The sequence below is a fragment of the Buttiauxella noackiae genome, from assembly GCF_000737905.1.
Classification (GTDB): domain Bacteria; phylum Pseudomonadota; class Gammaproteobacteria; order Enterobacterales; family Enterobacteriaceae; genus Buttiauxella; species Buttiauxella noackiae.
This window is the reverse complement of sequence record NZ_JPRU01000002.1, coordinates 1152465-1173903: the sequence shown is the minus strand read 5'-3', so window position 1 is coordinate 1173903 and position 21439 is coordinate 1152465. Positions and strand designations below refer to the sequence as shown.

The window sequence follows — 21439 nt, the reverse complement described above, 5'->3', positions numbered from 1 at the left end:
CCATTAAACATGCTCGTTATCACATTTATAAGGGTGCCCAATGGCCAAAACGTCCGTTAAAAAAGTCTGGAGCGCGATTGTTGTTTCTGCACTGCTGGCAGGCTCAGCCCACGCCACAGAACTGTTGAACAGCTCTTATGATGTGTCTCGCGAGCTGTTTGCGGCCCTCAATCCCGCCTTCCAGAAACAATGGGAGCAGGAAAACAGCGGCGACAAACTGGTGATTAAACAATCTCATGCCGGGTCATCAAAACAGGCGCTGGCGATTTTGCAGGGTTTAAAAGCAGACGTTGTAACTTATAACCAGGTTTCCGATGTGCAGATTTTGCATGATAAAGGCAATCTGATCCCTGCCGACTGGCAGAAGCGTTTGCCGAATAACAGCTCGCCGTTCTACTCCACCATGGCCTTCCTGGTACGTAAGGGCAACCCGAAGAATATTCACGACTGGAGCGATTTGGTTCGCCCGGACGTAAAACTGATTTTCCCTAATCCTAAAACCTCCGGTAACGCGCGTTACACCTATTTAGGCGCGTGGGGCGCGGCAAACAAAGCTGACGGCGGCGATAAAGCCAAAACTGAACAGTTTATGACGCAGTTCCTGAAAAACGTGGAAGTGTTTGATACAGGCGGCCGTGGCGCTACCACAACCTTTGTTGAGCGTGGCCTGGGCGACGTGCTGATTAGCTTTGAATCTGAAGTGAACAACATCAGCAAGCAGTACGAAAAAGACGGCTACGAAGTGGTGGTGCCGAAGGTCAATATTCTGGCTGAATTCCCGGTTGCCTGGGTGGATAAAAACGTTAAAGCCAACGGCACGGAAAAAGCGGCAAAAGAGTATCTGAACTTCCTGTATACCCCGGCGGCGCAAACCATCATTACCGATTATTACTACCGCGTGAATAACCCGCAGGTGATGGAAAAGCTGAAGGATAAATTCCCGCAGACGGAACTGTTCCGCGTGGAAGATGAATTTGGCGGCTGGCCTGAGGCGATGAAAACCCATTTCGCCAGCGGCGGTGAGTTCGACAAGCTTGTAGCGGCGGGGCATAAGTAAATGTTTGCTGTTTCCTCCAAACGCGTGCTGCCGGGCTTTACCTTAAGCCTTGGCACCAGTTTGCTGTTTGTCTGCCTGATTTTACTGCTGCCGCTCAGCGCGCTGGTGATGCAGCTTTCCGAGATGACGCTGGCGCAGTATTGGGAAGTGATCACTAACCCGCAGGTTGTCGCCGCGTATAAGGTGACGCTGCTATCGGCGGGCGTGGCCTCTATCTTCAACGGTTTCTTTGGCATGCTGATGGCGTGGATTTTAACGCGCTATCAGTTTCCTGGCCGTAGCCTGCTCGATGCGCTGATGGATTTACCGTTCGCGCTGCCAACGGCGGTGGCAGGTTTAACGCTCGCCGGGCTATTTTCAGTTAACGGCTGGTACGGCGAATGGCTGGCGCAGTTCGGCATTAAAGTCACTTATACCTGGTTGGGCATCGCCGTTGCGATGGCGTTCACCAGCATTCCGTTTGTGGTGCGAACCATTCAGCCGGTACTTGAAGAGTTGGGCCCGGAATATGAAGAGGCAGCAGAAACGCTGGGGGCAACGCGTTGGCAGAGTTTCCGCCGCGTGATTTTGCCTGAGCTTTCTCCGGCATTGATGGCGGGCGTTGCGCTCTCGTTCACCCGCAGCCTAGGTGAGTTTGGCGCGGTGATATTTATCGCCGGGAACATCGCCTGGAAAACCGAAGTGACGTCGCTGATGATTTTTGTGCGTTTGCAGGAGTTCGATTACCCGGCAGCCAGCGCGATTGCTTCGGTGATCCTTGCCGCTTCACTGCTGCTGCTGTTTACCATTAACACGTTGCAAAGTCGCTTTGGTCGACGCGTGGTAGGTCACTGATGACGGACGTAACTGAATTGAAAAGCTATCGCCGCACGGGATTTAACTGGGGCAAATGGACACTGATTGGCCTCGGCGTACTAATTTCGTTTTTGCTGCTGGTGTTACCGGTGGCCTCTATTTTCGCTCAGGCCTTTTCGAAAGGGCTGATGCCTGCGCTGCAGAATATTGTCGACCCAGATATGCTGCACGCAATCTGGTTAACCGTGATGATTGCGCTGATTACTGTGCCGGTAAACCTGGTGTTCGGTATTTTGCTTGCCTGGCTGGTTACACGTTTTGATTTCCCTGGTCGCCAGTTGTTATTAACACTGCTTGATATTCCATTCGCGGTTTCGCCAGTGGTGGCGGGTCTGGTTTATTTGCTGTTTTACGGTTCGAACGGTCCGCTTGCAGGCTTGATGGATGCCCATAACATCCAGATTATGTTCGCCTGGCCGGGTATGGTACTGGTCACTATTTTCGTGACCTGCCCGTTTGTAGTGCGTGAGCTGGTGCCAGTGATGCTGAGCCAGGGCAGCCAGGAAGATGAAGCGGCGATTTTACTCGGTGCATCCGGTTGGCAGATGTTCCGTCGTGTCACTTTACCGAATATTCGCTGGGCGCTGCTTTACGGCGTGGTGTTAACCAATGCACGTGCGATTGGTGAATTTGGTGCCGTGTCGGTGGTTTCCGGTTCTATTCGCGGCGAGACATTCTCGCTGCCGTTACAGATTGAATTGCTACAGCAGGACTACAACACAGTCGGCTCGTTTACCGCCGCTGCGTTATTAACCCTGATGGCAATCGTTACGTTGTTCTTAAAGAGTGCGGTGCAGTGGCGTTTGAATAGCCAGGAAAAACGCCTGCAACAGGAGGGAAATCATGAGCATTGATATTACCAATATTAAGAAGTCTTTTGGTCGCACCCAGGTGCTGAATGATATCTCTCTGGATATCCCTTCTGGCCAAATGGTGGCATTGCTGGGGCCGTCAGGTTCAGGCAAAACCACGTTGCTGCGTATTATCGCGGGCCTTGAGCACCAGAACAGCGGGCGTATTAGTTTCCATGGCACCGATGTGAGCCGCATTCACGCACGCGATCGGAAAGTGGGATTTGTGTTCCAGCATTACGCACTGTTCCGCCATATGACGGTGTTCGACAATATCGCCTTCGGCCTGACGGTGTTGCCACGCCGCGAACGTCCTTCTGGCGCAGCGATTAAACAGAAAGTGACGCGTTTGCTGGAGATGGTGCAGCTATCCCATCTGGCAGATCGATTCCCGGCGCAGCTTTCCGGCGGGCAGAAGCAACGTGTCGCTTTAGCACGTGCATTGGCGGTTGAGCCACAAATCCTGCTGCTTGATGAGCCGTTTGGTGCACTGGATGCGCAGGTGCGTAAAGAACTTCGCCGCTGGTTACGCCAACTGCATGAAGAGCTGAAATTCACCAGTGTGTTCGTTACTCACGACCAGGAAGAAGCGATGGAAGTTGCGGATAGGGTTGTGGTGATGAGCCAGGGGAATATCGAGCAGGTTGATACACCGGAAGCGGTATGGCGTGAACCAGCGACGCGCTTCGTGTTGGAATTTCTCGGTGAAGTTAATCGCATGAAAGGCACTATTCGCGGTAGCCAATTCCACGTTGGGGCACACCGTTGGCCGTTGGGCTTCACACCAGCTCACCAGGGGGCGGTGGATTTGTTCCTGCGTCCGTGGGAAGTGGATGTCAGCCGCCGTACCAATCTGGATTCCCCATTGCCTGTGCAAGTGCTGGAGATCAGTCCTCGCGGGCATTACATGCAATTAGTTGTGCAGCCGCTTGGCTGGTACGACGAACCGTTAACGGTGGTTCTGCGTGAAGATCATGTTCCTGTGCGCGGTGAACGACTGTTCGTGGGCCTGCAACATGCACGTTTGTATGATGGGAAGAATCGAATTCAGCCTACTTATAATGGCCAACTAGACCTGGCGCAGACTGCCTGATAAGTTTATTGAACAACACGACACGCAAAAGCGGCCCACGTGGCCGCTTTTCTTATATCTGGATAGGCAAGTGAACACCTTAGAAAGCACGATTGGCAATACGCCTCTGGTTAAGTTACAGCGCACCGGGCTCGAAAACGGCAGTGAAATCTGGGTAAAGCTGGAAGGAAATAATCCGGCAGGCTCGGTAAAAGACAGAGCTGCACTTTCTATGATTGTACGTGCGCAAGCTCGCGGTGAAATCTCCCCAGGCGATACGCTCATTGAAGCGACCAGCGGTAATACCGGCATTGCGCTGGCGATGATTGCGGCGCTAAAAGGTTATCGAATGAAGCTTTTAATGCCCGATAACATGAGCATGGAACGCAAAGCGGCGATGCAAGCCTATGGCGCAGAATTGATTCTGGTGACCAAAGAGCAGGGCATGGAAGGTGCCCGTGAACTCGCTCGTTTGATGGAGGAACGTGGCGAGGGCAAAGTTCTCGACCAGTTTAATAATCCCGATAACCCCTATGCACACTACAGCACCACCGGGCCAGAGATCTGGCAGCAAACTCAGGGGCGCATCACGCATTTTGTCTCCAGTATGGGCACCACCGGAACGGTAACAGGCGTGAGTCAGTTTATGCGTGAGCAAGATAAAAAAGTGACCATCGTTGGTTTACAGCCGGAAGATGGCAGCAGTATTCCTGGGATTCGCCGCTGGCCTGAAGAATGGCTACCGAAGATCTTCAACCCTGACCTGGTTGATGAAGTGATTGATATGTCACAAGTTGAAGCCGAGAGAACCATGCGTCGTATGGCGCGTGAAGAGGGGATTTTCTGTGGAGTGAGTTCGGGTGGTGCGGTTGCTGGCGCGTTGCGCGTTGCGCAGGCAAACCCTGGATCTGTAGTGGTGGCGATTATCTGCGATCGTGGCGATCGTTATTTATCGACTGGAGTGTTTGGCGAAGAGAGTTATTCGCAAGGCTCAGGAATCTGATTCTAAAGCATGCAAAAAAAAACGGCACCTCAGGCAGAGGTGCCGTTTTCAATTGTGTGGACAGCTTACTTCTTGATGCGGATTACCGGGGTTTCACCCACAGTCACGCTACCAGTCAGTTTGATCAGCTCTTTGATTTCATCCATGTTGGAGATAACAACCGGAGTCAGGGTAGACTTCGCTTTCTCTTCCAGCAGGGCCAAATCGAACTCGATAACTACGTCGCCTTTCTTAACGCGCTGGCCTTCTTCTGCGATGCGTTTGAAGCCTTCGCCTTTCAGTTCAACAGTGTCGATACCGAAGTGGACGAACAACTCAATGCCGCTATCGGATTCGATAGAGAAAGCATGGTTAGTTTCGAAGATTTTACCGATGGTGCCGTCAACCGGAGCAACCATTTTGTTGCCAGTCGGTTTAATTGCAATGCCATCACCAACAATCTTCTCGGCGAAAACCACATCTGGAACATCTTCAATGTTTACGATTTCGCCAGAAAGTGGGGCAACAATCTCAATGGTTCCGGTGTCTTTTTTATCATCAGAAACCAGAGATTTCAGTTTATCAAACAAACCCATGATCTTCTCCTAAGCAGTAAATTGGGCCGCATCCGGTGGATTAGCAGATTGTTTTTTCTTCAATGAACTTGTTAACCAGCGTCATTAACTCGTCCGTTGTCGGTTGAGCAAGAGCTTGCTCTGCTAACACCTTCGCATCTTCGAAGTTCGTGTTACGAATAATCTTCTTAATGCGCGGGATAGAAATGGAACTCATACTAAATTCGTCCAGACCCATTCCCAGCAACAGAAGTGTAGCACGTTCGTCGCCTGCAAGCTCACCACACATACCGGTCCATTTACCTTCTGCATGAGAAGCATCAATAACTTGCTTAATCAGAGTCAGTACAGACGGTGACATTGGCTGGTAAAGATGTGAAATCATATCATTACCACGGTCAACTGCCAGGGTGTACTGTGTCAGATCATTGGTACCGATACTGAAGAAGTCGACTTCTTTAGCCAAATGGCGAGCAATTGTAGCCGCAGCCGGAGTCTCAACCATCACGCCAACTTCGATAGTTTCGTCAAACGCTTTGCCTTCTTCACGCAACTGCGCCTTCATGATTTCGATCTCAGCTTTCAGTGCACGCACTTCTTCAACAGAGATGATCATTGGGAACATGATACGTAATTTACCGAATACAGAAGCTCGCAGGATAGCGCGAACCTGAGCGTACAGGATCTCTTTACGATCCATAGCAATACGTACTGCACGCCAGCCCAGGAACGGGTTCTCTTCTTTCGGGAAGTTCATGTACGGCAGCTCTTTGTCGCCACCGATATCCATGGTACGTACGATAACTGCTTGTGAGCCACAGGCTTCAGCAACAGCTTTGTACGCCGCGAACTGCTCATCTTCAGTCGGCAGTGAATCGCGGTCCATGAACAGGAATTCTGTACGATACAGACCTACACCTTCTGCACCATTACGCTCAGCACCGTCCACATCACGAACAGTACCGATGTTTGCGCATACTTCTACCTGATGACCATCGAGAGTAATTGCTGGCAGATCTTTCAGTTTCGCCAGTTCAGCTTTCTCAGAAGCTTCTTGCTGCTGTACAGCACGCAGAGCTTCGATCTCTTCGTTGGTTGGGTTAACGTAAACTTTATTGTTAACGGCATCGAGGATCAGGTAATCGCCGTTCTTCACCTGGTTGGTCACGCTACCAGTACCAACAATCGCAGGCAGCTCAAGAGAACGCGCCATGATGGAGGTGTGGGAGGTACGGCCACCGATATCGGTGATGAAACCCAGAACCTTTTGCAGGTTAAGCTGTGCGGTTTCAGATGGCGTCAAATCTTTTGCGACCAGGATAACTTCATCCTGAATGGCGCTAAGGTCAATAATTGCCAGACCAAGGATATTGCGCAGCAGACGCTTACCGATATCACGTACGTCAGCCGCACGTTCTTTCAGGTATTCATCGTCTAATTCTTCCAGCGCGACCGCCTGGCCTTCGATAATTTCGTGAGCAGCTGCATCAGCAGTCACTAACTTATCTGTGATAAGGGCTATGATTTCCTGCTCAAGCTCTTCGTCTTCCAGCAACATAATGTGGCCTTCGAAGATAGCTTCCTTTTCTTCACCGAAGGTCTCGCCAGCTTTAATTTTGATCGCTTCTAATTGTGCTGACGCTTTAGCGCGTCCACTTAAGAAACGTTCAACTTCCTGCGCAACTTTGTCGGCAGAAATTTTCTTCCGGTCGATGACAATTTCATCTTCCTTCAGCAAAAGTGCCTTGCCGAAAGCGATACCCGGGGATGCTAAAATGCCTGAAATCATAACCCTACCTTACTTGTGACTGATATTTACGAAGAACCCAGAACTTACTCGAGTTCAGCCATCAGTTTTACCAAATGCTCAACTGCTTTCTGATCATCTTCACCTTCAGCGGAGATGGTCACAACAGTACCTTGGGTCAGACCCAGAGTTTGCAGTTTGAACAGGCTTTTCGCGCTTGCGCTTTTGCCGTTGGAGGTCACAGTGATCTCAGAAGTGAAGCCTTTAGCTTCTTTAACAAACTGAGCAGCAGGGCGGGTATGCAGACCGTTTGGAGCGGTAATGGTAACTTCTTGCTGGAACATTGTATTTCCCCAACTTATAGGTTTTGTGTTGTGGAACTAAAGTCTAGCCTGGTGGCAAAACTTTAGCCTGTATAGTTAGCGCCGTGTTAATTGTAACTCTACGCGACACAGGATGCTTTCGGAAACCACGAAATGTGTTTTGGTATCGACCATGCGCTTCGCGGCTCGCTCGTCATTAATCATTATGCCGTGAAATGTGATTTTGCACCAAATCGTTAAATCGATTCAGCAGATGTACGTCACGTTTTTCGATTAATTTCGCGCATCAAAATAATTTGCTGGATAGATACCAGACATGGCGAAGTGACGCAATGGCAGGGAGGCCAAAAGTTTGACGTATGCCACAAAAAAGCACCCGTTTGGGTGCTTTTTTACACTGATTCACCTGATTGGCATCACTGCTGGAGTTCTTTTTCAGTGAAAAGATCGGCAAACAGAGCGGTACTCAGATAACGTTCCCCAGAAGAAGGGAGTATAACCACAATGTTTTTATTGGTAAATGCTTCATCTTCCTGAAGTTTTAGCGCAGCGGCAACCGCAGCGCCGGAAGAGATACCCGCCAGAATACCTTCTTCTTCCATCAACTGCCGTGCCGTTGAAATAGCTTCTTCATTGGTGATAGCAATCACTTTGTCGATAAGCTTCAAGTCGAGGTTACCAGGGATGAAACCGGCACCGATACCCTGAATTTTATGAGGGCCAGGCTTAAGTTCTTCACCGGCCAGTGCCTGAGCAATAACCGGCGAATCAGTAGGCTCTACGGCGACAGTAATCAGATCCGTTTTACCTTTGGTGTTTTTAATGTAACGGCTCACGCCCGTTAGCGTGCCGCCAGTACCTACACCCGAAATAAATACGTCTACTTCACCGTCGGTATCTTCCCAGATTTCTGGGCCAGTGGTTTTTTCGTGGATTTCTGGGTTGGCTGGGTTGCTAAACTGCTGGAGCAAAAGGAATTTCTCTGGGTTGCTGGCAACAATTTCTTCTGCTTTCTGAATGGCACCTTTCATGCCCTTCGCGCCTTCAGTTAATACCAGGTTGGCACCCAGTGCTTTCAGCAGTTTGCGACGTTCGATACTCATGGTTTCAGGCATGGTCAGCGTGAGCTTATAACCTCGTGCGGCGGCAACATATGCCAATGCAATACCGGTATTACCACTTGTTGGTTCGACTAACTCCACACCAGGCTTCAGCACACCGCGTTTTTCGGCATCCCAAATCATATTGGCCCCGATACGGCATTTTACGCTAAAGCTCGGGTTACGGGACTCTACCTTGGCCAGGATGCGTCCATTACCGATGCGGTTCAGTCGAACCAGCGGCGTATGACCGATAGTCAGAGAGTTGTCTTCATAGATCTTGCTCATAACCCGTCCTTAACTGTATGAAATTTGGGAAACCTCTTCAGCATACCTGCTTAGAAGTTATGCGGAAGTAAAGAAATCGCATATCTATATGTAGAAGGGAAATAAGCAGGAGCCAGAAGGAATAAGGAGTGGCATATATCCTTCATCTTTCAAGCTGCAGGTAAGCTTGGCTGCACTCCTTCGCTCCAGTCACTTACTTTAGTAAGGACCTGAGGATTCTCTCACTTTCCATCTACCTGCAACTTGAATGATTTTAGGTATAAAAAGTCACTTCCACATAGCATGTTTTGGACGATAGCAGTCGACCCACATGGCGGTAGCACCACAGACTGCGACTGGCATGATAACCAGATTCAGGAAAGGGATAAGTGTAAACAGACTGACGAGTGAGCCAAACTGCATGTTAATGATTTTCTTCTCACGCAATGAGATGCGCATTTCTTTAAATGGCACTTTATGATTATCAAATGGGTAGTCGCAGTACTGGATAGCCAGCATCCAGGCGCTAAATAAGAACCATAGAACAGGTGCGACGGTTTGGCCGATACCAGGGATGAAGTAGAGAATCAGTAATACAAGCGCTCGCGGCAGATACCAGGAGAGCTTTTGCCATTCGCGTTTCATAATCCGTGGAATATCTTTCATTATACCGAACACACCGGTATCCGGCGGTGTTGCGCCAGTCAGACGAGCTTCGAGCTGCTCTGCCAGTAATCCGTTAAAGGGGGCAGCAATCCAGTTGGCGATGGTTGAGAAGAAATAACCAAACACCAGCAAGATAGACACGACTGCCAGTGGCCAAATGAGATAGCTCAACCACTGTAACCAATCTGGAACGTAAGAAAGAAGGGTAGGAACCCAAACATCCAGGCGAGTAAACAACCACCAAAATGCTCCACCCATCAATAAAATATTGACTAATAATGGCAAGAGCACGAAGCGCCTGATTCCTGGCTGATGTACCAGCTTCCAGCCTTGCGAAAAGTAATAAACACCACTATGTGGCCCGGCTCCTGAATTTGAAACCATATCTGAACGAACTCCTTTTTGGTCATTACAATGACGTGCAGAGTTATCATAACTGAGTGCCAGGAGAAAAACTTACTAAGAAATGGTCGAAAAAACAGCGAAAAATCGATTTTGGTACATCTTTATGCTGAGAAAACAGTGTGCGGACTTGCACTTGAGCAGATGGGCAAATACTCTTAGTGAGTAAATGTTTGCCGCGGTGGCAAGGTGTTAGAACAACAGAGAATATAATGATGCAGGATTTGCGTCTGATATTAATCATTGTTGGCGCGATCGCCATAATAGCCTTACTGGTTCACGGCCTGTGGACAAGTCGTAAGGAACGTTCTTCCATTTTTCGTGATCGTCCAATGAAGCGCATGAAGTCAAAGCGTGACGAATACGAATCGGATGACGATGAGGCTGACGATGAGCAAGATGATGGAGTAGGTGAGGTGCGTGTGCGTCGGGTTAATCCTGCGCCAGAAACAACGACTCGCGAGCCAGAAATGCCTCGTCAGCCGCATGTTCCTCAACATCAGTATGAGCCACCTTACGCCTCTGCGGAGCCGCGTCAGAGTGCGCCTGTGCGTCAGCCTGAACCGGTTGTTTCGCGTCAGGAAGTTCCTGTTGCGCCTGTACATCAGCCAGCGCCTCAGCAACCTGCTGTCCATCAACCGATACAACAGCCTGTTCAAACGCCTCAGCCAGTTGCGCCGCAAGTGTCGGTCCAACCGGTGCAGCATACTGAACCTGCGCCGGAGCCAGTTGTTGCACAACCTGCTCCGACACCGGAACCACCGGTACGTCGTAAAGAGACGGTGATTGTACTGAACGTTTCGGCTCATGCTGGCAGCATGATTAACGGCGATGTGTTGTTAAACAGTATTCAGCAAGCGGGCTTTATCTTTGGCGAAATGAACATTTTCCACCGTCATCTTAGTCCAGATGGCAGCGGCCCAGTTCTATTTAGTCTTGCTAATATGGTTAAGCCTGGATCATTTGACCCAGAAAGCATGACGAATTTTGCCACACCTGGCGTGACAATTTTCATGCAGGTGCCGTCATATGGCGACCCAACGCAAAACTTTAAGTTGATGTTGCAGTCCGCACAGCACATCGCCGATGAAGTCGGTGGTGTAGTGCTCGACGACCAACGTCGTATGATGACGCCGCAAAAAATGCGTGAGTACCAGGACCGTATCCGCGAAGTGGTTGAAGCAAACGCAAGCCACTGATACAAATCCTGAACATGTTTCTCCCTAAACCCCCGCATGTCGGGGGTTTTTTATATTGATGGTGCGATATGGACACAATCGAACAACAAATTACTCAACTGCGAACCACGCTTCGCCATCATGAATACCTTTATCATGTACTTGATACTCCAGAAATCCCGGACGCGGAATATGACCGCCTGATGGCTGAATTGCGTTCTCTGGAAGACGCGCATCCTGAACTCATCACCCCTGATTCACCGACACAGCGCGTGGGTGCTGCTCCCTTAAGCGAATTTACCCAGGTTCGCCATGAAGTGCCGATGCTGTCGCTCGATAACGCCTTTGATGAGGCTAGCTACCTGGCGTTTAACAAACGAGTCCAGGACCGCTTAAAAAGCGCAGAGGCCATTACTTTTTGCTGTGAGCTGAAACTTGATGGCCTCGCGGTAAGCCTGCTATACGAAGATGGAGTTTTGGTTCGTGCCGCCACTCGTGGCGATGGTACGACTGGCGAAAATATCACAGCCAACGTGCGCACTATTCGTTCTATCCCTCTAAAACTGCGTGGCGAGAATATACCCCGTCGTCTGGAAGTTCGTGGTGAAGTGTTCTTGCCGCAGGCTGGTTTCGAAAAGATTAACGAGGAAGCACGTCGCACAGGCGGTAAAATCTTTGCTAACCCTCGTAATGCAGCAGCCGGATCTCTGCGACAACTCGATCCACGTATTACAGCGAAGCGCCCGTTAACTTTCTTCTGCTATGGCGTTGGTTTACTTGAAGGCGGCGAATTACCCGCTAGCCATCATGCACGTTTACAGCAGTTTAAAGAGTGGGGACTGCCGGTGAGCGACCGCATTCGCCTTTGTAATACACCGGAAGAAGTACTGGCGTTTTATCACCAGGTCGAAGCTGAACGTCCAAAATTAGGTTTTGATATCGACGGTGTGGTTATCAAAGTAGATTCACTTGCGCTGCAAGAAACACTCGGCTTTGTTGCTCGCGCACCGCGTTGGGCCGTGGCGTTTAAATTCCCAGCTCAGGAACAGATGACTTTTGTTCGTGACGTTGAGTTTCAGGTCGGGCGAACGGGGGCAATTACCCCTGTTGCTCGTCTGGAGCCGGTTCAGGTTGCAGGTGTGCTGGTCAGCAATGCCACATTACATAATGCAGATGAAATCGAGCGCCTGGGGTTAAGAATTGGCGATCGCGTAGTTATTCGCCGCGCGGGCGATGTAATCCCGCAAGTCGTAGGTGTAGTTGAGTCCGAACGTCCGGAGAATACCTCCGAGATTGTCTTCCCAACTCATTGTCCGGTTTGCGGTTCTGACGTTGAACGTGTTGAAGGAGAAGCGGTTGCGCGTTGCACCGGCGGCCTGATTTGTGGCGCACAGCGCAAAGAAGCGCTTAAGCATTTTGTCTCTCGTCGCGCGCTGGATGTAGACGGCATGGGCGATAAAATAATCGACCAACTGGTTGAGAAAGAATACGTTCATACGCCTGCGGATCTTTTCCGACTGACTGCCGGTAAACTTACCGGGCTTGACCGGATGGGACCTAAGTCTGCACAAAACGTAGTTGATGCGCTTGAGAAAGCTAAAGAGACCACGTTTGCGCGCTTCCTCTATGCACTTGGCATTCGCGAAGTGGGCGAAGCGACAGCCGCTGGTTTAGCCGCGCACTTTGGCACGCTGGATGCGCTAATTGCGGCAAGCATCGAAGATCTGCAAAAAGTGCCTGACGTGGGTATTGTGGTCGCCACTCATACGTTCAACTTCTTCGCTGAAGAGAGCAACCGGGAAGTTATTCGTCAGTTGACGGAAGAAGCGGGCGTTCACTGGCCTGCACCGGTGATTATCAAAGCGGAAGAGATCGATAGCCCATTTGCAGGAAAAACAGTCGTGCTGACAGGATCGCTGAGTATTATGTCACGCGATGATGCGAAGACTCGTTTGGTGGCCTTGGGTGCAAAAGTTGCAGGTAGTGTGTCGAAGAAAACCGATTTGGTCATTGCCGGTGAAGCTGCAGGTTCAAAGCTTGCAAAAGCACAAGAGCTAGGTATTGATGTGATTGATGAGGCTGAAATGATTCGCTTATTAGGTGAATGAAATGGATAAAGAGCAGCTTATTGAGATTGCTAATACCGTGATGCCATTCGGTAAATATAAAGGCCGCGTGCTGATTGACGTCCCGGAAGAGTACTTGCTGTGGTTTGCGCGTAAAGATGAATTTCCTCAAGGACATCTTGGTGAGCTGATGAGGCTCACTTTGCTTATTAAGACTGAAGGGTTGGAGGGGCTGGTGAAGCCCCTCAAAAGGCATTAACTAAGTGTTATCGGTGGCGGCTTTGGCTGCCACCTGCGTCTCTTTCTGATAACGGCGGGCTAGCACTGCGCATATCATCAACTGCAACTGGTGGAAGATCATTAGCGGCAGCACCATCATCCCGACTGTTGCGACCGGGAATAAGATATTTGCCATCGGAATACCATTCGCCAAACTCTTCTTCGAACCACAGAATACAATGGTAATTTCATCAGACTTGTTAAAGCCCAGCCGCCTTGCCACAAATATGTTGATGCTGATGACAATAGCCAGCAATACCAGACTTACCACCACAATAAACAGCAGTGAACCCAGGCCAACTTTGTGCCAGATCCCGTGTCTTACCGCCTCGCTAAACGCCGTGTAGATGACGAGCAGAATAGAAGTCTGGTCGGTTTTACCGATCCATTTTTTATGGCGTGCAACCCAATCACCAATCCATGGACGTGAAAGATGGCCTGCTACAAACGGCACCAGTAACTGCAACATGATGCTGCCGACCTGCTGTAAGCTTCCGCTTGCTCCATGAACATGCATCACCATGCCTACTAAAAGCGGCGACAGGAATATGCCGAGCAGGCTTGAAGCTGATGCTGCGCATACGGCTGCAGCTACGTTGCCCCCGGCAAGCGAGGTGAATGCAATGGCTGATTGCACTGTGGCAGGCAAAATACACAAATACAGAAAGCCAGTATAAATCTCCGGGCTCACATTGACTGGTGCCCACCAGGCGAACAATACGCCCAGAACCGGGAACAAAACGAACGTGCTGCACATGACCCACAGGTGTAAACGCCAGTGGCTGCTGCCAGCAATAATCGCTTCGCGCGAAAGTTTTGCGCCGTGCATAAAGAACAGCAGTGCGATAGCTGCGGTCGTTAGCCCTTCAAAAAAGCCAACAAAGCCGCCTTGAGCGGGGAAGAAAGACGCCAGTAATACGGTCACGATTAGCGTCAGCGTGAAGGGATCGAGTACGCGAAAGAGTTTCATCATTATTCCTCAAACTGTTGTAGAACTATTGTGCTTTTAATGTTTTTAGAAATAAAATTGATTTATTGAATGCATTAATGAATTAAATAGATGAATTATTCGCTGCGTCAGTTAAAAGTGTTTGTCGCTGTGGCTCATGCCGGGAGTTTTAGCCGGGCAGGGGAGCAGATTGGTCTGAGTCAATCTGCGGTTAGTCACAGTGTAAAAGAGTTAGAGACTGAGCTAGGTGTAAAGCTACTGGACCGCACAACACGAGAAGTCGTGCTGACGGAAGCAGGCCAACAATTGGCTTCCAGGCTTGAACGGCTGCTGGAAGAGTTGACCAGCACACTTTTGGATACACGCAGCGTTGGCCATCAGCTAAGCGGGATTGTGCGTGTCGCGGCGAGCCAGACTATCTCAGCCCACTTAATGCCGCAATCTATCGCTGCTGCGGCTATTGAGTTTCCTTCGATCCGTTTTGTGCTCCATGACCGCCCGCAGCAGTGGGTGTTGCAAAGTATTCGCCAGGGAGAAGTGGATTTTGGCATGGTTATCGATCCTATTCAGGCCAACGACCTGGATTGCGAAGTCGTGCTTTCCGAGCCGTTTTTGTTACTTTGCCGAAATGACCACCCGCTTGCCGCTCAATTACAAGTGCCATGGCAAGCATTACAAGGTGCAAACCTTGTACTACAGGATTACGCATCAGGCAGCCGCCCGTTGATCGATGATGCATTAATGCATCAGGGTATCGAGGCTAATATAGTTCAGCAGATTGGCCACCCGGCGACACTGTTTCCAATGGTCGAGGCGGGAATTGGTATTAGCGTTCTTCCGGCATTGGCATTGCCATTACCCAAAGAGCGCCCTCTTGTTGTCAGGCCCCTGGTTCCAGTTGTCGATCGGCAATTGATGTTGGTACGGCGGAAAAATCGCTCGCTTTCTCGTGCTGCTGAGGCTATCTGGCAAGTTGTTCGTCAACAGGCGCAGCAGTTAACCACTGCTCGCCTGAACGACCCACTTTTTAATAAATATTAGACATAGATATCAATCTGATGATCTACAGACGGTTTATTTACACCTTCCATTCGGGATTGTTGCTGTTCCTGTTTTTTCTCTGCGGCTTCTACTTGTTGGCGTTGTAGTTGTGCAAGTTGCGCCTGCAGCATTTTAATCTGTGTCTGAATCAGTTCCTGCTGTTTTTGCTTTTCTTCTGTTGTTCCGCTGCCATTGGCAATATCTTTCGCTTGCTGAGTTAGTTTCGTGATTTGCTGGGTGATACGGCTGATTTGTGATGCCAGGCTGTTGCCTGAGCTTGCTAAAGAACCGCTTGTGCTGGCTTGTGGTGAAGGTGTAGAGGTATTGATAGTGTTGCTCATAATAATTCCTCGAGGGATTAGATTAAGCAGTTATCGGCTAAACGCAGAAAAATCTTGAGAGAAGAAGGTGATAGCCATTGATTTTGGCAGGGTTAACGGGAGATGGATTAGAAATATGCATAGCCAAAAGGCGCTTTTATGCATAGGTGGGGGCTTTGAGACTCGCCCTTTGGTTCGTCTCCGTTGCGGTAGGTTCGAACCCTACGTGATGAGGTTCTGTGCTTCAGAAACGAAAAAAGCGCCAAAAGGCGCTTTTTTCTGAATTTGGTGGGTCGTGCAGGATTCGAACCTGCGACCAATTGATTAAAAGTCAACTGCTCTACCAACTGAGCTAACGACCCGAATGGTGGGTGATGACGGGCTCGAACCGCCGACCCCCTCCGTGTAAAGGAGGTGCTCTACCAACTGAGCTAATCACCCAAACTTCGGTACTGCTATTACAAGAGTAGATAATGGTGGGTGATGACGGGCTCGAACCGCCGACCCCCTCCGTGTAAAGGAGGTGCTCTACCAACTGAGCTAATCACCCAAATCTTATCTCTTGCTACACTGCGGAATCACTCACTAATGAATGGTGGGTGATGACGGGCTCGAACCGCCGACCCCCTCCGTGTAAAGGAGGTGCTCTACCAACTGAGCTAATCACCCCGCTGTGTGGAGTCGCATTATAGGGAGAGTTGAAAATGAGTCAACGCCTTTTCTAAAGATTTTGTTTGTTCGTCGTAAAATTAAACAATGCGATCATGAATTATCCATTGATGGTTGATTTGCCACCAGAATATGTGGATTGCAGACAAGAAAGGGTATCTACATTGAGGAATCAGTACACAGTGGTAGAATGTTCTCCACTCTATATTCCCTGGCATTTGCCGGTTTCCCGGTACTTTTGCGTAATTAAGGCCGTTTAATGAAAATCAAAACTCGCTTCGCGCCAAGCCCAACTGGTTATTTGCACGTTGGTGGTGCTCGTACTGCTCTCTATTCATGGCTTTTTGCTCGTAACCATGCGGGCGAGTTCGTGCTGCGTATAGAAGACACTGACCTTGAGCGTTCAACTCCAGAAGCTATTGAAGCTATCATGGATGGCATGAATTGGCTGAGCCTTGAGTGGGACGAAGGTCCGTATTACCAGACCAAACGCTTTGATCGTTATAACGCGGTTATCGACGATATGCTTGAAGCTGGTACAGCGTACAGATGTTACTGCTCTAAAGAACGTCTTGAAGCATTGCGTGAAGAGCAAATGGCGAATGGCGACAAACCTCGTTATGACGGTCGTTGCCGCCATGGCCATGAGCACCATACTGCTGATGAACCATGTGTTGTGCGTTTTGCCAACCCGCAAGAAGGCTCTGTTATTTTCGATGACCAGATCCGTGGCCCTATCGAATTCAGTAACCAGGAGTTGGACGATCTGATCATTCGCCGTACCGATGGATCCCCAACCTATAACTTCTGCGTTGTAGTAGATGACTGGGATATGGAAATCACCCATGTTGTTCGTGGTGAAGACCATATCAACAACACTCCGCGTCAGATCAACATCCTGAAAGCATTAAATGCGCCAGTGCCTGTTTACGCGCACGTTTCCATGATTAATGGCGATGACGGTAAAAAGCTTTCCAAACGTCATGGTGCAGTAAGTGTTATGCAGTATCGTGACGATGGTTATCTACCAGAAGCACTATTGAACTACCTGGTGCGTTTGGGTTGGTCTCATGGCGATCAGGAAATCTTCACTCGTGAAGAGATGATCAAACTGTTCACCCTGGATTCAGTAAGCAAATCGGCCAGCGCATTCAATACCGAAAAATTGCAGTGGCTGAACCACCACTACATTAATCACCTTGCTCCTGAATATGTTGCGACCCATCTGCAATGGCATATCGAACAGCAAAATATTGATACTCGCAACGGTCCACAACTGGCTGAGCTGGTGAAATTGCTGGGTGACCGCTGCAAAACTCTGAAAGAGATGGCTGAAACTTGCCGCTACTTCTATGAAGACTTCAGTGAGTTTGACGCAGATGCTGCGAAGAAACACCTTCGCCCGGTTGCTCGTCAGCCGCTGGAAGTGGTGCGCGACAAACTGGCTGCATTAACCGACTGGACTGCAGAGAATGTGCATAATGCAATCCAGGCAACCGCTGATGAGTTGGAAGTGGGGATGGGTAAAGTAGGCATGCCGCTACGTGTTGCTGTTACAGGAGCAGGGCAGTCACCTGGTCTTGATGTCACTGTTCACGCGATTGGTAAACAACGTTCTATTGCTCGTATTAATCAGGCTCTGGAATTTATCGCTGCACGTGAAGCACAACAGTAACGCGAAATTCAGTAATTGAAGAGTAGTTGCTAAAAAGCCGGCTTATGCCGGCTTTTTCATACCCATTTTATTCATCACGAATGCCTAAACGCTTTAACACCCCAGCAATGCCTTCCCGCAAAATCAGCGCTGACATCTTTTCTTGTTCTGAAATCGACATCTGCTTCATCGAATTGAGCAAAAGCCCTTCCAGTGAAGTGTCATTTACGTGATAGCTGCTGAGTTTCTCCGAAACACGTTTTGCACTATTAATAAAATCGCGAACACGCTCATCCACATGAATCAGGCGAGCTTTGCCTCCCTGAACACCGGGTTTTTGACTCGTGAGCCAGCTTTCTTTGCGTACCCATTTGTTGATTGTTTGGCGACTATAACCAGTAATCATCGCCAGCTCTTCCGGGGTCATACGTTCCTTGAGCACAGTTTTTCCTTAAATCCAAAGGGGTTATTAGTGGTTCATTTTAGGGGTTCATTTTAGGGGATCATTTTACTGGAAACTGTGACAGGATTAACTACAGGAAGACGAGATACATTTGCTTTTGCTTGTATTGTTTGCTTTTTCGTCGATTAATCGCCGAAGCTGAATTTGACGTTGACACTCTCGAATGGGTTTCATATGATGCCGCCCGTCGATACGACACGGTTTCACGGTACGGGGCTATAGCTCAGCTGGGAGAGCGCTTGCATGGCATGCAAGAGGTCAGCGGTTCGATCCCGCTTAGCTCCACCAAATCTTTACCAGCAAGATTTGAATCGTTTAAACCAAACCCATTCGTGGGGCTATAGCTCAGCTGGGAGAGCGCTTGCATGGCATGCAAGAGGTCAGCGGTTCGATCCCGCTTAGCTCCACCAAAATATGAAACCCTCGCCTAATGGCGGGGGTTTTTTCGTTTCAGCGCCAGAATAATGTTACATAATAGTGACCTGAGCACGGATTCATATAATTCAGTGAATATATAAATACGATGTATTCTCAATATGAATATATCAAACTATTTCTCTTTGTTGGGTTGTATAAAAAACTAATAAATTTAACCACATGCAATAATTCGAAAACTTGATTTGCGCAACAAATAAACGTATTATTTATCACCGAATAATGCTGCAAAGCCATTACAGAATCCTTAGACCAGGGCTTATGATTTTTCAAAAATCTATCAAGAAATTCCTCACAGCACTGGTTTTATCTCTTTTGCTTGTCCCTTTTTCTCGCTACATTTCACCGTTAACGACAATTGATGGTGTTCAGGTTTATCTCGCTTATCTCCCAATGGGTTTGTTGATAGCCATGGTGTTTATCTATGGCCGGACTGCGATTATTCCTCTAATAATTTCATCTGTAGTGACATTCTCATTCGTACTTCATCTTTCATTTGTGGCATTAGCGTCCTTTGTTTTTTGCCTGATATTTCCAATAATCGTTTGTAGCATTATTGCCCGTCATTACCTTGGGGCGAGGTGGCGCTATGCACTGACCGATAAAGGAATGGGAACTCGGATATTCTGGCTAGGGTTTGTCGCACCGTTTAGCACTAAATTATTGATGTATCTGGCGGGGCGATATATTCAATTTCCGCAAGCAGTGGCTGCGTACTTTGGTGACAATTCACTCATGTTTATGGTGGTGGATTTTCAAAATTTAATTGCCGCCTCGTTGATATTCACTTTCCTGTTTTATTATCCGCTCAGAATGGTCCTGAACCCAAATTACGCGCGGGCCTTCTGGCGTCGCTGCGTGTTGCGCGATTTCATTGGTCCACGTCGTTTTTATTCTTTCACCTGGATGTTATGCCTGATAACGCTGCTGGCGGTGCTGTGCTCATCGTGGGGCATGTTACAGGTTTCGGGTTACCTCGTGCCTGCTATCTTTGTGCTATTTACGCTGGGTATCCGCCATTTTGGCCCGCGTTTAATGGGGCTGTTATGGGCTATATCCGTATGGCTATTACTGACGTATAACGAGGGTTTTCTTTACGGGGTTAATACAGAATTTGCCCTGTCATTCATTCTTTCTGTTTTCATCTCTTTTTCCGTCTGTATGTTGTATATGACGATGATGTTTAAGAAAAATGAGTGGATGAAGCGAATTTATCATTCGCAGGCTTTAACCGACCCATTAACACAATTACCAAATTTACGTGCGCTGGAGCATCATGTTCAATGTTATCCGGAAGGGACGCTTTGCTGCCTGCGGATGTCGAACCTGGAATTTCTAAGCCGCCATTACGGTATGATGATGCGAATTCATTGTAAGCGTATGGTTACCAGCCAGATAACGCCTTTCCTGCATGAAGGCGAACAAGTATTTCAATTACCCGGCAGTGAACTATTAATATTCCTCCGCGGACAACATACTGATGCACGGCTCGAATATATTGTTGATTTACTCAATAGCAAAAAAATAACATGGCATAACACCATGCTGGAAATTGAGTACGGCGCTTCCTATAGTGTTATCGACAACAGTCTTGAAGAATTACACCGAACTTTAGGGCAATTAAGCTTTCTCTCCGATCAGGCGAGTGAGTCGTTACGCGTGCTCAGCCTGAATACCCGAGTTGAATATGTCTCTGACAAAACGACAGAGCGTGTTTTGCTGCTGCAAAAAATCAAACATGCCTTGAATGAAGAAGAGCCTGTCACACTCTATGCCCAACCTGTTGTTAATAAGATGGGGCACGGATATCACGAAATATTGAGTCGCATCACTTTTGATGATGAGCTAATTACCCCAGATAAGTTTATTCCTGTCATTGCTGAATTTAACCTCAGCACGCGCTTCGATATGTTGGTGGTGAAGAAGCTGGTGAATTATTTGTATCTTCACCCCGAGAAGGACGAGCAGTCGCGTTTCTCGGTAAATCTCATGCCGTTGACGTTGATGCAAAAGGATATTGCGCAGAATATTATTTCATTGTTCACGCAATTCCAGGTGCCAACGAGCAGCGTGATTATTGAAGTCACCGAGGAACAGGCTTTTTCGGAATCAGAAACTTCAATGCAGAACATTACACTACTACGTGATTATGGGTTTAAAATTGCCATTGATGATTTCGGCACCGGTTATGCCAACTACGAGCGACTGAAAAGGTTGCAAGCGGACATTATCAAGATTGATGGCTGTTTCATTAAAGACATTACATCGGATTCGCTTGACCCTCTGATTGTTAAATCTATATGTGATATGGCTAAAGCGAAGCAATTGATTGTTGTTGCAGAGTTCGTTGAAACAGAAGAACAACGCAGGTTGTTATGCGAACTCGGCGTACAGTTTTTACAAGGGTATTTGATAGGCAAACCAGAGCCTCTGGCCTTAGTCAACACATTAAGGTAGTAGTATGTTGCGAGCATATAATCAAAGGGCT

The 21439-nt window shown here is 48.6% G+C and carries 19 protein-coding genes and 6 tRNA genes; 13 read left to right on the top strand and 12 right to left on the bottom strand.

The features are described 5' to 3' along the window. Positions 1 to 40: 40 nt before the first annotated feature. From IX31_RS13885 to cysM, 5 genes are all read left to right on the top strand, one after another. Positions 41 to 1057, top strand: a complete 1017-nt coding sequence (locus IX31_RS13885) for a sulfate ABC transporter substrate-binding protein (protein WP_034459043.1) — start codon at positions 41 to 43, stop codon at positions 1055 to 1057. Then, the gene (gene cysT, locus IX31_RS13880) at positions 1058 to 1891 is read left to right on the top strand and encodes a sulfate/thiosulfate ABC transporter permease CysT (protein ID WP_034459040.1); all 834 of its coding nucleotides are present in this window, start codon (positions 1058 to 1060) and stop codon (positions 1889 to 1891) included. It abuts the gene before it with no gap. After that, positions 1891 to 2766: a sulfate/thiosulfate ABC transporter permease CysW gene (gene cysW, locus IX31_RS13875; protein ID WP_034459037.1), complete on the top strand. Its 876-nt coding sequence runs from the start codon at positions 1891 to 1893 to the stop codon at positions 2764 to 2766. The genes cysT and cysW overlap by 1 nt, the downstream gene beginning before the upstream one ends. Beyond that, on the top strand, positions 2756 to 3856 hold the full coding sequence (gene cysA, locus IX31_RS13870; protein ID WP_034459035.1) for a sulfate/thiosulfate ABC transporter ATP-binding protein CysA: 1101 nt from the start codon (positions 2756 to 2758) through the stop codon (positions 3854 to 3856). The genes cysW and cysA overlap by 11 nt, the downstream gene beginning before the upstream one ends. Positions 3857 to 3926: 70 nt before the next feature. After that, positions 3927 to 4838 carry a cysteine synthase CysM gene (cysM, locus tag IX31_RS13865; protein ID WP_034459032.1) on the top strand — a complete coding sequence of 304 codons (912 nt, stop codon included), beginning with the start codon at positions 3927 to 3929 and terminating at the stop codon, positions 4836 to 4838. 65 nt (positions 4839 to 4903) lie between these two features. Here the strand turns inward: cysM and crr are convergent, their stop codons facing one another. The 5 genes from crr to cysZ form a co-directional block, all read right to left on the bottom strand. Further along, entirely contained in the window at positions 4904 to 5413 is a 510-nt protein-coding gene (gene crr / locus IX31_RS13860) for a PTS glucose transporter subunit IIA (protein ID WP_034459029.1), read from the bottom strand. A 40-nt stretch (positions 5414 to 5453) separates the two neighbouring features. After that, a complete protein-coding gene (ptsI, locus tag IX31_RS13855) occupies positions 5454 to 7181 on the bottom strand; it encodes a phosphoenolpyruvate-protein phosphotransferase PtsI (RefSeq protein ID WP_034459027.1) in 1728 nt (575 codons plus the stop codon). 44 nt (positions 7182 to 7225) lie between these two features. Continuing rightward, on the bottom strand, positions 7226 to 7483 hold the full coding sequence (gene ptsH / locus IX31_RS13850; RefSeq protein ID WP_034459025.1) for a phosphocarrier protein Hpr: 258 nt from the start codon (positions 7481 to 7483) through the stop codon (positions 7226 to 7228). Between the two features lie 395 nt (positions 7484 to 7878). Beyond that, complete coding sequence (gene cysK, locus IX31_RS13845) at positions 7879 to 8850, bottom strand: cysteine synthase A (RefSeq protein ID WP_034459022.1); 972 nt, start codon at positions 8848 to 8850, stop codon at positions 7879 to 7881. 267 nt (positions 8851 to 9117) lie between these two features. Then, entirely contained in the window at positions 9118 to 9879 is a 762-nt protein-coding gene (cysZ, locus tag IX31_RS13840) for a sulfate transporter CysZ (protein WP_034459020.1), read from the bottom strand. 230 nt (positions 9880 to 10109) lie between these two features. Here cysZ and zipA point away from each other — a divergent pair, with 230 nt between their 5' ends. From zipA to IX31_RS13825, 3 genes are all read left to right on the top strand, one after another. Then, positions 10110 to 11096, top strand: a complete 987-nt coding sequence (zipA, locus tag IX31_RS13835; RefSeq protein ID WP_034459017.1) for a cell division protein ZipA — start codon at positions 10110 to 10112, stop codon at positions 11094 to 11096. A 68-nt stretch (positions 11097 to 11164) separates the two neighbouring features. Beyond that, a complete protein-coding gene (gene ligA / locus IX31_RS13830) occupies positions 11165 to 13183 on the top strand; it encodes an NAD-dependent DNA ligase LigA (RefSeq protein WP_034459014.1) in 2019 nt (672 codons plus the stop codon). A gap of 1 nt (position 13184) precedes the next feature. Next, positions 13185 to 13400 carry a DUF3820 family protein gene (locus IX31_RS13825; protein WP_034459012.1) on the top strand — a complete coding sequence of 72 codons (216 nt, stop codon included), beginning with the start codon at positions 13185 to 13187 and terminating at the stop codon, positions 13398 to 13400. On the opposite strand, the gene IX31_RS13820 is transcribed toward IX31_RS13825, so the two are convergent. Further along, positions 13401 to 14390 (bottom strand): bile acid:sodium symporter family protein, encoded by a 990-nt coding sequence (locus IX31_RS13820; RefSeq protein ID WP_034459011.1) that lies wholly within the window; start codon positions 14388 to 14390, stop codon positions 13401 to 13403. A 90-nt stretch (positions 14391 to 14480) separates the two neighbouring features. Here IX31_RS13820 and IX31_RS13815 point away from each other — a divergent pair, with 90 nt between their 5' ends. After that, positions 14481 to 15410, top strand: coding sequence for a LysR family transcriptional regulator (locus IX31_RS13815; RefSeq protein WP_034459009.1), 930 nt, complete (start codon positions 14481 to 14483; stop codon positions 15408 to 15410). On the opposite strand, the gene IX31_RS13810 is transcribed toward IX31_RS13815, so the two are convergent. The 5 genes from IX31_RS13810 to IX31_RS13790 all read right to left on the bottom strand — a co-directional run bounded on the left by IX31_RS13810 (position 15407) and on the right by IX31_RS13790 (position 16399). Then, a complete protein-coding gene (locus IX31_RS13810) occupies positions 15407 to 15751 on the bottom strand; it encodes a FlxA-like family protein (protein ID WP_034459007.1) in 345 nt (114 codons plus the stop codon). The genes IX31_RS13815 and IX31_RS13810 overlap by 4 nt on opposite strands. A 265-nt stretch (positions 15752 to 16016) precedes the next feature. Further along, a tRNA-Lys gene (locus IX31_RS13805) sits at positions 16017 to 16092 on the bottom strand. 3 nt (positions 16093 to 16095) lie between these two features. Continuing rightward, a tRNA-Val gene (locus IX31_RS13800) sits at positions 16096 to 16171 on the bottom strand. 33 nt (positions 16172 to 16204) lie between these two features. Continuing rightward, a tRNA-Val gene (locus IX31_RS13795) sits at positions 16205 to 16280 on the bottom strand. Between the two features lie 43 nt (positions 16281 to 16323). Next, positions 16324 to 16399 (bottom strand) — tRNA-Val (locus tag IX31_RS13790). Between the two features lie 259 nt (positions 16400 to 16658). Between IX31_RS13790 and gltX the strand changes: the two genes are divergently transcribed. Continuing rightward, on the top strand, positions 16659 to 18074 hold the full coding sequence (gltX, locus tag IX31_RS13785) for a glutamate--tRNA ligase (RefSeq protein WP_034459005.1): 1416 nt from the start codon (positions 16659 to 16661) through the stop codon (positions 18072 to 18074). Between the two features lie 67 nt (positions 18075 to 18141). On the opposite strand, the gene IX31_RS13780 is transcribed toward gltX, so the two are convergent. Next, on the bottom strand, positions 18142 to 18495 hold the full coding sequence (locus IX31_RS13780) for a YfeC-like transcriptional regulator (protein WP_072009454.1): 354 nt from the start codon (positions 18493 to 18495) through the stop codon (positions 18142 to 18144). A gap of 233 nt (positions 18496 to 18728) precedes the next feature. Between IX31_RS13780 and IX31_RS13775 the strand changes: the two genes are divergently transcribed. The 3 genes from IX31_RS13775 to IX31_RS13765 all read left to right on the top strand — a co-directional run bounded on the left by IX31_RS13775 (position 18729) and on the right by IX31_RS13765 (position 21408). Continuing rightward, positions 18729 to 18804: transfer RNA gene (locus IX31_RS13775), tRNA-Ala, on the top strand. Between the two features lie 46 nt (positions 18805 to 18850). Further along, positions 18851 to 18926, top strand: a tRNA-Ala gene (locus tag IX31_RS13770). Between the two features lie 247 nt (positions 18927 to 19173). Further along, a complete protein-coding gene (locus IX31_RS13765) occupies positions 19174 to 21408 on the top strand; it encodes an EAL domain-containing protein (protein ID WP_241767193.1) in 2235 nt (744 codons plus the stop codon). The last annotated feature ends 31 nt before the right edge of the window (positions 21409 to 21439 follow it).